10 protein-coding genes are annotated in these 11207 nt (G+C 65.8%); 3 read left to right on the top strand and 7 right to left on the bottom strand.

From position 1 onward, the window contains the following. Together ACTHNZ_RS19310 and panB are read left to right on the top strand one after the other, a co-directional pair. The coding region (locus tag ACTHNZ_RS19310; RefSeq protein WP_440544174.1) for a deoxynucleoside kinase at positions 1-567 on the top strand (567 nt) is incomplete at its 5' end. 82 nt (positions 568-649) lie between these two features. Further along, positions 650-1465 carry a 3-methyl-2-oxobutanoate hydroxymethyltransferase gene (gene panB, locus ACTHNZ_RS19315; RefSeq protein ID WP_440544175.1) on the top strand — a complete coding sequence of 272 codons (816 nt, stop codon included), beginning with the start codon at positions 650-652 and terminating at the stop codon, positions 1463-1465. Positions 1466-1565: 100 nt separating this feature from the next. On the opposite strand, the gene pabB is transcribed toward panB, so the two are convergent. The 4 genes from pabB to grpE all read right to left on the bottom strand — a co-directional run bounded on the left by pabB (position 1566) and on the right by grpE (position 7931). Continuing rightward, the gene (pabB, locus tag ACTHNZ_RS19320) at positions 1566-3686 is read right to left on the bottom strand and encodes an aminodeoxychorismate synthase component I (RefSeq protein ID WP_440544176.1); all 2121 of its coding nucleotides are present in this window, start codon (positions 3684-3686) and stop codon (positions 1566-1568) included. Between the two features lie 51 nt (positions 3687-3737). Next, on the bottom strand, positions 3738-4874 hold the full coding sequence (dnaJ, locus tag ACTHNZ_RS19325) for a molecular chaperone DnaJ (protein WP_440544178.1): 1137 nt from the start codon (positions 4872-4874) through the stop codon (positions 3738-3740). A 236-nt stretch (positions 4875-5110) separates the two neighbouring features. Next, complete coding sequence (gene dnaK, locus ACTHNZ_RS19330) at positions 5111-7102, bottom strand: molecular chaperone DnaK (protein ID WP_440544185.1); 1992 nt, start codon at positions 7100-7102, stop codon at positions 5111-5113. A 259-nt stretch (positions 7103-7361) separates the two neighbouring features. Beyond that, on the bottom strand, positions 7362-7931 hold the full coding sequence (gene grpE / locus ACTHNZ_RS19335; protein ID WP_440544180.1) for a nucleotide exchange factor GrpE: 570 nt from the start codon (positions 7929-7931) through the stop codon (positions 7362-7364). 388 nt (positions 7932-8319) lie between these two features. Between grpE and ACTHNZ_RS19340 the strand changes: the two genes are divergently transcribed. After that, positions 8320-8481, top strand: coding sequence for a hypothetical protein (locus tag ACTHNZ_RS19340; RefSeq protein ID WP_440544181.1), 162 nt, complete (start codon positions 8320-8322; stop codon positions 8479-8481). Here ACTHNZ_RS19340 and ACTHNZ_RS19345 read toward each other — a convergent pair. The 3 genes from ACTHNZ_RS19345 to hrcA all read right to left on the bottom strand — a co-directional run. Further along, entirely contained in the window at positions 8453-8860 is a 408-nt protein-coding gene (locus ACTHNZ_RS19345) for an RNA-binding S4 domain-containing protein (RefSeq protein WP_440544182.1), read from the bottom strand. The genes ACTHNZ_RS19340 and ACTHNZ_RS19345 overlap by 29 nt on opposite strands. A gap of 107 nt (positions 8861-8967) precedes the next feature. Beyond that, complete coding sequence (gene hemH, locus ACTHNZ_RS19350) at positions 8968-10035, bottom strand: ferrochelatase (protein WP_440544183.1); 1068 nt, start codon at positions 10033-10035, stop codon at positions 8968-8970. 249 nt (positions 10036-10284) lie between these two features. Further along, the coding region (gene hrcA, locus ACTHNZ_RS19355; protein ID WP_440544184.1) for a heat-inducible transcriptional repressor HrcA at positions 10285-11207 on the bottom strand (923 nt) is incomplete at its 5' end.

Raw genomic sequence — 11207 nt, forward strand, 5'->3', positions numbered from 1 at the left:
GCCGAACGCTGGCCGATGCGCACCGTGCTGGAGCGGCCCGAAGCCAATCCGTTTCTCACGCGTTTTTACGGCGACATGCCGCGCTACGCGTTGGCCACCGAATTGCAATTCGTGCTGCAGCGGACCGAGGAGGCGCGTCAAACCGCCGAACTGCTCGCGCGAGGCGACTCGCTCGTCACCGATTTTATTGCGCAAAAGAGTGCCGTCTTCGCGCGCCTGACGCTCGACGATGACGAATGGCACCTGTATCGGCAGTTGACCGAGCGGTTCGCCGCCCCGGAGGCCACGGCGCCCGACCTCGTCATTCATCTCCAGGCGAGCCCCGCGACGCTGCTCGCGCGCGTGACCAAACGCGGGCGAGCCGAGGAAGCACGGATATCGGAAACGTATCTGCGAGCGCTTTCCGAAGCCTACGATCAGTTCTTCTATCACTACGACGACAGCCCCGTGCTGACCGTCAACACCGAGCATCTGAATCTGCTCGAATCCGATGCCGATTTCGCGCTGCTGCTCGAGCACGTCGAGACGATGCGCGGACGCAAAGCGAGCTTCGTCAAAGCGCTTTGATATCGCGTCCGCGGCGCATTCGCGCTCGATTCTTCCTTCCGATCAGATTACCGATTTCCGATATTCGACTGCGAGACTTTCGATGACCTATTTGCAGGAATCCAACCGGCCGAAGATCACGGTGCCGAAACTGCAGGCCATGCGCGAGGCCGGCGAAAAGATCGCGATGCTAACGTGCTACGACGCGAGCTTCGCCGCGCTGCTCGACCGCGCCGGCGTCGACGTGCAGCTGATCGGCGATTCGCTGGGCAACGTCGTGCAGGGGCAAACGACGACGCTGCCCGTGACGCTCGCCGACGTCGCCTATCACACCGCCTGCGTCGCGCGCGCCCAGCCGCGCGGGCTCATCGTCGCCGATCTGCCGTTCGGCACTTATGGCACGCCGGCCGACGCGTTCGCGAGCTCCGTCGAATTGATGCGCGCAGGCGCGCAGATGGTCAAGCTCGAAGGCGGCGAATGGCTGTCCGAGACGATCCGCTTTCTCGTCGAACGCTCGGTGCCCGTCTGCGCGCACGTCGGTCTCACGCCGCAATCGGTGCATGCGTTCGGCGGTTTCAAGGTACAAGGCCGGACCGAGGAAGGCGCGCAGCAATTGCTGCGCGATGCGCTGGCCGTGCAGAACGCGGGCGCTCAGTTGATCGTGCTCGAAGCCGTGCCGCCGTCCGTGGCCGCCAACGTGACGAACGCAGTCGCGGTTCCGACGATAGGCATCGGCGCCGGTGTCGACTGCTCGGGCCAAGTGCTCGTGCTGCACGACATGCTCGGGATCTTCCCCGGCAAGCAGGCCCGTTTCGTGAAGGACTTCATGGCCGGCGCGCCCAGTATCGGCGCAGCCATCGAGGCGTATGTGAAAGCCGTGAAAGACGGTTCGTTTCCTGGGCCCGAGCACGTTTTCTGAAGCAAGGCGGCTCGGCGGCCGAACGGCGCTGGATCGACGCCATCGGCGCATCGCGGCGCACGGGACGCATCGCCGTCCCGTTCGTCCTCCCGTTCGCCCGCTAGATGCGCCGGACGAGGCGAGCCGGCAATGCGCCGCGCAACGCGTTGCAGACGACGAGCGCTTGCGCCCGCAGCAGATCGGCTCGTGTCAGCGTGCGCTCGCTTGCCTGCATCGCCTGATCGTCGAGCAACACCTGCCGCATGACGCCCGGCAGCAATCCAGCCGACAGCGGCGGCGTGTACCAGCGCCCGTCCAGCTTGACGAAGACGTTCGAGCGCCCGCCCTCCGTCAACTCCCCGCGCTCGTTGAAGAACAACATGTCGAAGCCGCCTTGCGCCTCGGCCAACCGCCAGGCGCGGTCGTATTCGGCGCGCGACGTGCTCTTATGGCGCAGCAAGAACGCCCGGGAGCGTATCGGAGCGAAGCCGTGGTCCGACGCAAGCAGAACACCGACGCTCGCGCCGCCATCGGACGTATCGGCGTTTGCCGCAGGCCGACCGGCCGCCGCCTCGCCGGTTTCGGCAAGACGCATCACCGCACCGAGCGCGCCCCCCGTGACGTCGGCACGGCCGTCCTTGCTCAACGCTAGCCGCACGCGGTGGGCGATGCCGGCGGGCAATCGCGCGCAGTGCGCCGCAAGACGTTCGCGCAGCGCCGGTTCGTCGAACGCGAAGCCCAGTTCCGCCGCGCTCCCGCCCAGGCGGGCGAGGTGCCGATCGAGATGACGCACGCCGTCATCCCGCGTCGCGTACATCGTTTCGAACAATTGCAGCCCCGGGTCCGCACCGGTCAAGAATTTCGCCTTGAGCCGGCATTCCGCGTATTCGTCCGCCGCGATGCTGTCGAGCACGATGCCGCCGCCGACCCCCATGATTCCGTGCCGCGTGCCGCCGTCCTCCGTGGGCGCGCCAAGCATCAGCGTCCGAATCGCGACGGATAGGCAGAAGTCGCCGCAGCCCGCGGCTGCTTCGTCGTGCGCAGCGGTCGCGGGCGCAGCTTCGACCCAACCGATCGTGCCCGTGTAGAGCCCGCGCGGCGTCGTCTCGATTTCGTCGATGAGCTGCATCGTCCGATGCTTAGGGGCGCCCGTGATCGATCCGCACGGAAACAGCGCCCGCAGCACCTCCGCGAACGAGGTGCGCTCGCGCAGGTCGGCCTCGATCGTCGACGTCATCGCCCAAATCGACGGATAGGGCTCCACCGAAAACAAGGCAGGGACCTGAACCGAGCCCGTCTTCGCCACGCGCGAAAGGTCGTTGCGCAGTAGATCGACGATCATGAGGTTCTCGGCTCGATTCTTCGGATCGCCGCGCAAGAACGCGGCTGCACGCGCATCTTCGGCGGGCGTGGCGCCACGGGCCGTCGTGCCCTTCATCGGGCGCGTGCGGAGCCGCTCGCCGTGCTTTTCGACGAACAGTTCGGGTGAGCACGAGAGCACCCATTCGTCGCCGGGCAAAGCGATCAACGCGCCATAGCGCACGGGTTGCCGCTCGCGCAAGCGCCGATACAGCCCCACGGGCGAACCGAACGCCTCGAACGCGAGACGATAGGTGTAATTGATCTGGTAGGACTCGCCGGCGCGCAACGCTTCATGCACGGCCGCAATCGCCGCCGCGAACGCCTCGGGCGTCACGCTTTCGACGACGTTCGCCGCACCGGCGACGGACGGCGACGCAAGTGCCTGCGCTTTGCTCGCGCCGGGCCCCCCGGTCGCGGCACCGGGGCCAGGGCTCGGGCCGAGCGAAGGCGCGCCCGCGCCGCTCGCCTCGTTCATGCCATTCATGCCGCCGCCATCGAGCGCAGCCAGCCAGGCATCGACTTGCTCGCGCGAGCGCTTCTCGCAATGCGCGAACAACAAAAAACGCAGCGAGGCGTCGCCGCGCTGCGTGAAATGAGATCCCGAAGAGGCCACGGCGGAAGCCGCCGAGGAAACCGCAGAGGAAACCGATCGCTTGCGGAATTCCAAATCTCGGCCGAACTCGTAGTCCCCGAGCACGACCGCATGCAGCCCGCCGCGCATCGCCCGTTCCACCTCGGCGCAAACCGCATCGAGCGCGGAGGCGTCCGTGCAGACGAGGACGCGCACGAAGCCCGTATAGAGCCGGCTGGCCGGCGCCGCGGCGCTCGCGTCGCAATCGTCGAGCAGCGCGAACACCGCGCCGCGTTCTTCTGCGTTCATCTACCGTTCCGCCGGTGCGCTCGCGCAGCACCTCATGACCGCTTCACGCGATCAATCAAAAAAACTCTTCACCCGGTCGAACCAGCTCTTGCTCTGCGGGCTGTGCCGCGGGCCTCCTTCGACGAGCGACTTCTCGAACTGCTTGAGCAGATCGCGCTGCGGATCGGTCAGCTTGACGGGCGTTTCGACTTGCACGTGCACGTACAGATCGCCGGGGACGCTCGAACGCAGCCCCTTGATGCCTTTGCCGCGCAGCCGGAACGTCTTGCCCGACTGCGTACCCTCGGGCACCGTGAACGTCGCACGGCCCGCGAGCGTCGGCACTTCGATCTCGCCGCCGAGCGCCGCCGTCGTGAACGGAATCGGCATTTGGCAATGCAGATCGTCCCCGTCCCGCTCGAACACGGTGTGCGACTTGATGTGAATCTCGACGTAGAGATCGCCCGGCGGCCCGCCGTTGACACCGGGCTCGCCGTTGCCCGACGAACGGATGCGCATGCCGTCGTCGATGCCGGCCGGAATCTTGACCTCGAGCGTCTTCGTCTCTTTCACCTTGCCCGCACCGTGACAGTTCGCGCACGGATCGGGAATGTAGGTGCCGGTGCCGTGACACTTCGGGCAAGTCTGCTGGATGCTGAAGAAACCCTGCGACATGCGCACGGCACCCGAGCCGTTGCAGGTCGGACAGGTTTCGGGCTTCGTGCCCGGTTTGGCGCCCGAGCCGTGACAGACCTCGCACGACACCCAGCTCGGCACGCGAATCTGCGTCTCGCAGCCATGCGCCGCTTGCTCGAGCGTGATCTCCATGCTGTAGCGCAGATCAGCGCCTCGGTAGACCTGCGGACCCGCGCGGCCGCGGGCCGCGCCGCCGGCCGCTTGACCGAAGATGTCTCCGAAGATGTCGCCGAACGCGTCGGCAAAGCCGCCGAAGCCGTGCGCACCCGCGGCGCCCGCCATGTTCGGGTCGACGCCGGCATGGCCGTACTGATCGTACGCCGCGCGCTTTTGCGAGTCCGAAAGCATTTCATAGGCTTCCTTCGCCTCCTTGAAATGCTCTTCGGCTGTCTTGCTGTCCGGGTTGCGGTCGGGGTGGTACTTCATCGCGAGCTTGCGATACGCCTTCTTGATCTCGTCGTCGCTCGCGTTCTTCGCAACGCCCAGAACCTCGTAGTAATCCCGTTTCGCCATCGGTTCACCGCCGGTCCGCGCTTCGCGGCGCGACCGCTCCTTTCGCATACTGTGGAGTCTTACGACTCGTTAGGCGCACCGCCAAGCCGCCTCGGCCGGCACTGGCGACGTCGCCCTCCATAAAACAAACGTGCCCGGAGAACCCGAAGGCCCGCCAGGCGTCGATTCGGCCGGCCGTTTCTTCCATTGCGGGAAGAAACGCCGGCCGCCTCACGGCGCGATCACGCGGCCGTCGGTCAGTCCTTCTTCACTTCCTTGAACTCGGCATCGACGACATCGTCCTCGGGCTTGCTGGCGCCCTGGCCCGCCGTCGCTCCGGCAGCGCCGGCCGCACCCGCCGAAGCACCGCCGGCCGCCGCACCCGCGGCACCTTGCGCCTGCATGTCGGCATACATCTTCTCGCCGAGCTTTTGCGATGCGGTTGCCACCGCTTCGACCTTCGCTTCGACCTCCGCCTTGTCGGCCGAGCTGCTCTTGAGCACTTCCTCGAGCTCCTTCAGGGCCGACTCGATCTTCTCCTTCTCGGAGGCCTCGATCTTATCGCCGTACTCGCTCAGCGCCTTCTTCGTGCTGTGGACGAGCGCGTCGCCCTGGTTACGCGCATCGGCCAACTCGCGCAGACGATGATCTTCCTCGGCGTTCGCCTCGGCATCCTTCACCATCTTCTCGATCTCGGCTTCGGACAAGCCCGAGTTCGCCTTGATGGTGATCTTGTTTTCCTTGCCGGTCGCCTTGTCCTTCGCACCGACGTGCAAGATGCCGTTCGCATCGATGTCGAACGTCACCTCGATTTGCGGCACGCCGCGCGGGGCGGGCGGAATCCCTTCGAGGTTGAATTCGCCGAGCAGCTTATTGCCCGCGGCCATTTCGCGCTCGCCTTGGAACACCTTGATCGTCACGGCCGATTGGTTGTCGTCGGCCGTCGAATACACTTGCGAGTGCTTCGTCGGGATCGTGGTGTTCTTGTTGATCATCTTCGTCATCACGCCGCCGAGCGTCTCGATGCCGAGCGAAAGCGGCGTCACGTCGAGCAGCAGCACGTCCTTGCGCTCGCCGGAGAGCACCTGCCCTTGGATCGCGGCACCCACGGCCACGGCTTCGTCGGGGTTCACGTCGCGGCGCGGCTCCTTGCCGAAGAATTCCTTGACCGTATCCTGCACCTTCGGCATGCGCGTCATGCCGCCGACGAGGATCACGTCGTCGATGTCGCTGACTTTGACGCCGGCATCCTTGATCGCGATACGGCAAGGCTCGACCGTACGGGTGATCAGTTCCTCGACGAGCGCTTCGAGCTTGGCGCGCGTGATCTTCAGGTTCAAGTGCTTCGGACCCGACGCGTCGGCCGTGATGTACGGCAGATTGATTTCCGTCTGCTGGCTCGACGACAGTTCGATCTTCGCCTTTTCGGCCGCTTCCTTCAGACGCTGCAGCGCGAGCACGTCCTTCGACAGATCGACGCCCTGTTCCTTCTTGAACTCGCCGATGATGTAATCGATGATGCGCTGATCGAAGTCTTCGCCGCCGAGGAACGTATCGCCGTTCGTCGAGAGCACTTCGAACTGCATTTCGCCGTCGACGTCGGCGATCTCGATGATCGAAACGTCGAACGTGCCACCGCCGAGGTCATACACGGCGATCTTGCGGTCGCCCTTTTCGGCCTTGTCCAAGCCGAATGCGAGCGCAGCCGCCGTCGGCTCGTTGATGATCCGCTTGACTTCGAGGCCGGCGATGCGGCCCGCGTCCTTCGTCGCTTGACGTTGGCTGTCGTTGAAGTAGGCCGGCACCGTGATCACGGCTTCCGTGACCGGCTCGCCGAGGTAGTCTTCGGCCGTCTTCTTCATCTTACGCAGCACTTCCGCCGAAATTTGCGGCGGAGCGAGCTTCTCGCCGTGCGCTTCGACCCAGGCGTCGCCATTGTCGGCCTTGAGGATCTTGTAGGGCATCAGGCCGATGTCCTTTTGCACTTCCTTTTCTTCGAAGCGGCGGCCGATCAGGCGCTTGACGGCGAACAGCGTGTTCTTCGGGTTCGTCACCGACTGACGCTTGGCCGGCGCGCCGACGAGCACTTCGTTGTCGTCCATGTAGGCAATGATCGACGGGGTCGTGCGAGCGCCCTCCGAGTTCTCGATCACCTTCACCTGGTTGCCTTCCATCAGCGCCACGCACGAGTTCGTGGTGCCAAGGTCGATACCGATAATCTTGCCCATTTTTTCTGCTCTCCGAGATATTCCGATCACTTCGACGAGACGGCGCTTCGTTCGCGCGGCCGCCCGCTCAATTCAAACCTGCACCCAACATGAGTGCCGTCGCACCGTTTTCAAGACCCTGCGCGCGATCCGCCCGCGACGAGCCAGTCAATCCCTTTTTTTTCGATCCTTGCCCGCACCGCATCGACGCCACCCTGAACTGCGCAAGGCCGTGCCAGCCCGTCGCGCGGCGTCCGGCGCGCTCATCGAGGGCTCGTTCCGCGGACGAGCCGCGGCCGGCTCACTTCGGCGCCGCGACCGTCACGAGCGCCGGGCGCAGCACGCGATCGGCGATCACATAACCTTTTTGCAGCACCGAAACGACCGTATTCGGCTCCTGCTCGGCCGGCACCATCGAAATGGCCTGATGTTGATGCGGGTCGAACTTCTCGCCAACGGGGTTCACGACCGTGACGCGCCCCTTTTCCATCGCGCTCGACAGCTGGCGCAGCGTCAGTTCGACGCCCTCGCGCAGCTTCGCGGCGTCGCCCGAAGTATCGGCCAGCGCGGCTTCGAGGCTGTCCAGCACGGGCAGCAAATGCTCGGCGAAGCTCTCGATCGCGAACTTGCGCGCCTTGGAGATGTCTTCGGCGGCGCGGCGGCGGACGTTTTCCGTCTCGGCCTTCGCGCGCAAGAAGCTCTCGTTCAGCTCCGCGATCTTCGCCTGGGCTTCGGCGAGCGCCGCATCGGGCGCAGCACCGGCATTGCCGCCTTCGCCCGGGGCCGCGACGTTCTCGGCGGCGCTCGGCTGTCCGGCGGCCTCGGAAGACGGCGGTTGCTGGCTGGCCGGATTGTCTTGCGTATGTTCCATGTCGCTGAAAATCGTCCAAAAAGTGAAAATCGAAGCAGCGGCGGGCTGCGGGGATTGCCTCCCCGCGGCCGAGTGACGAACCCGATTCTTGGCCGAGCCGGCGCTCGAATAGCGCTTGCCGCCGCGCATTGCTTCGGCAAATGGGGTTGCCGCACGGCATTTCAAGAGCCCGTGCGCCGCTTTTTTGCACTTTGTGCGAGCCGGAAATGAACGGTAACACCGGTTACGGCGCCAACGCCGAAACGGCGTTGAGCACCATCGTGGTTTGCCCTACACTGCTTTCATGCGTTTCGCGCTCCGCTCGGACGGGTGGGGGCTCGAGCGCCAGCGTCGTGCCCATCCGAATCGCTTTCCGTCCGTGCCGTCTTTCTCCGCGTGAGGGAGTACCGTGAAACTGACCTTTGCCGTCGCGGTGGTCGCCCTGGTACTCGTCGCCGGAACCACGACCATATGCCTGTCCGGCGCGGTGACCGCCTGCACGACGGAATACGGCGGTGCCCATGCCGCGATCGACTCGCTGTTCAATCCCCGCCTGAAAGTTTGTCAATGACGCGCCGGTCGCGCTTGGTCGGGCGTCCCTGCAGCGCGGCCGCGGGTTCGCGGTAGGTGCGGCGCCGCTCGGCCTCCGCCGCGCGTTTCGCCCGGCTGTCCGGCGTTTCCGCGTAGAGCGTCTGGGCCACGCTGGCCGGCCCGCGCACCTCGCAAATCCCCAAAACCTGAACCTCCCATACGAACCGTTCGATCTCGACTGCGACGAGATCGCCGATCCGGACGTCTTTCGCGGGCTTCACGGCCACGCCGCCGATGCGCACGCGGCCTTTCTCCACGGCGTCGGCAGCCAGCGACCGCGTCTTGAAGAAACGGGCTGCCCAGAGCCATTTGTCGATGCGCGTGCGCGCACCCGGTTCGGTCGAAATCTTATGGTTCATTCAGAGGATCGAAAACGAAACGCCGCGAGCCGAAGCCCGCTCATCGATGCACGCAACGAGCCTGCCTGGTCGGCCGGAGCCGCCGCCTTTTCGTGCGAGACGAAGGTTCAAGCCGCCACCCCGGCCGGCACCCCTTCGTGCGCCGGCCAGCCTTGCAACTGCTGGACGACGATTTCGCCCAGCGCCCCGATCCACGCCTGCTCCGCATTGAGGCAGGCGATGCGATGAAATTCCCTCCCGCCGGCGCGCAGGAACTCGTCGCGCACTTCGAGCCCGATTTCCTCGATCGTCTCGAGGCAATCGGCCGTGAAGCCGGGACAGAAGACATCCGCCCGGCGCACGCCAGCCGCACCGAGCTCGTGCAGCGTGGGCGCCGTGTACGGCTGCAGCCACTCGGCGCGGCCGAAGCGCGATTGGAAGGTCACGCGGCATTCGGTGGGCGTGAGGCCGAGCGCCGCCATGAGCAGCGCGCCCGTGGCGCGGCACTGCTCGTGGTACGGATCGCCAAGATCGAGCGTGCGCTTGGGCACCCCGTGAAAGCTCAGCACGAGTTTGTCGCCGGCCGCGAAATCGGGCCGGCCGTGCGCCGCCCAATAGCGCCGCACTTGCTCGGCCAGCGCCGCGATGTAAGCCGGGTGATCGGCGTAGTGGCGCACCGTGCGAATTTCGAGCTGATTGCGCATGCGCGCGAGCGCCGCGAAAGCGGCGTCGAACGCGGTTGCCGTCGTCGAGGACGAATACTGCGGGTACATCGGCATCAACAGGACGCGCTCGGCCCCGGCCAGCTTGAGCTGGCCGAGCATTGCCCCGATGCTCGGCGTGCCGTAGCGCATCGCGTAATCGACGAGCACGCGGTAGCCGTTCGCATGAAGCAGTTGACGCAGCGCTTCCGTCTGCTTTTCCGTGTACACCCGCAGCGGCGAGCCCTCGGGCATCCAGACCGATGCGTATTTCTTCGCCGACGAACGCCCCCGCAGCGGCAAGATCAGCGCGCGCAGCAGCGGCTGCCAGGCAAGCGCGGGAATTTCGACGACGCGCGGATCGGACAGGAATTGGGCGAGGTAGCGGCGCACGGCGCGCGGCGTCGGCGCGTCGGGCGTGCCGAGATTGATCAGCAGCACGGCGACGCGATGCGATGCGGCGGGCTGCGACGGCAACTCGAGATCGAAACGCATGAGCAATGGGAAGCGGAAGCGCCCGGAGGCAAGGCCCGGGCGCGGCACGAAGGCTGCACCGCTTGGGTTGAAGTGAGGACCATTATAGCGGCGCCGGCGGCCGTCTCCTCGGCCGTCCGGCCAATGGCGGGGGAAGGCGAAGGAGCGCACGATGATCCATGCCGGCAAGGCATGCTCGCCGCGGGCGGCCGTGCCATCGGGGCGCGGGCGCCCAGCCCCGCCGGCCCTCGGCACGCCCGCGGCGATGGGCTAGGGCTGGCTGAGCGCGGTGGAGAGCAGGCGCGCGGTGATGTCGACGATCGGAATCACGCGGTTGTATGCCATCCGCGTGGGGCCGATCACGCCGAGCGTGCCGACGATCTTGCCGTTCACCTCGTACGGCGCCGTCACGACGCTCATCTGCTCGATCGGCACGAGCGTCGATTCGCCGCCGATGAAAATCTGCACGCCCTGCGCGTGGCTCGACACGTCGAGCAACTGAAGGAGGCTCGTTTTTTGGTCGAATACGTCGAAAAGCTTGCGCAGCCGTGCCATGTCGGACGACAAATCCGCCACTTCGAGCAAGTTGCGCTCGCCCGAAATCAGCACGGTGTCGTTGTCGTCGCCTTCCTCCGTGCTAGCCGTCACGGCCGCGTGCATGAGCGCCGTCATGTCGCCGCGCAGCCGGTCGATTTCCTCGCGCAGGCGCCGGCGCACCTCGTCGAACGAAAGTCCGCCGAAATGCGCGTTGATGTAATTGGAGGCCTCGATCAGCTGCGACGGCGAATAGTCGCGCTGGGTGGCCATGATGCGGTTCTGCACATCGCCTTCGGGCGTCACGATGATGAGCAAGATGCGCTTGGACGACAAGCGCATGAACTCGATTTGCTTGAACACGTGACTGCGGCGCGGCGTCATGATCACGCCCGCGAATTGCGACAGATTGGAGAGCACGCTCGCGGCGGCCGCCACGACCTTCTGCGGCTCGCCCGGCTTGAGCGTCTTGCGCACCACGCGCTCGACCGCCTCGTCGTCCTGCACGGGCTCGACGGTCAGCATGGTATCGACGAACAGACGATACCCGCGCGGCGTCGGAATGCGGCCGGCCGACGTATGGGGGCTCGCGACGAGCCCGAGTTCCTCGAGGTCGGACATCACGTTGCGGATCGTCGCGGGGCTCAGTTCGAGCCCCG

This window comes from Trinickia sp., assembly GCF_051953955.1.
Lineage (GTDB): Bacteria > Pseudomonadota > Gammaproteobacteria > Burkholderiales > Burkholderiaceae > Trinickia.

Bases quoted from the DNA above. Each gene is read 5' to 3' on its own strand.
- grpE (WP_440544180.1), bottom strand. From the start codon at position 7,931: ATGGAACATACGCAAGACAATCCGGCCAGCCAGCAACCGCCGTCTTCC.
- pabB (WP_440544176.1), bottom strand. From the start codon at position 3,686: ATGAACGCAGAAGAACGCGGCGCGGTGTTCGCGCTGCTCGACGATTGC.
- hemH (WP_440544183.1), bottom strand. From the start codon at position 10,035: ATGCGTTTCGATCTCGAGTTGCCGTCGCAGCCCGCCGCATCGCATCGC.
- panB (WP_440544175.1), top strand. From the start codon at position 650: ATGACCTATTTGCAGGAATCCAACCGGCCGAAGATCACGGTGCCGAAA.
- dnaJ (WP_440544178.1), bottom strand. From the start codon at position 4,874: ATGGCGAAACGGGATTACTACGAGGTTCTGGGCGTTGCGAAGAACGCG.
- ACTHNZ_RS19345 (WP_440544182.1), bottom strand. From the start codon at position 8,860: ATGAACCATAAGATTTCGACCGAACCGGGTGCGCGCACGCGCATCGAC.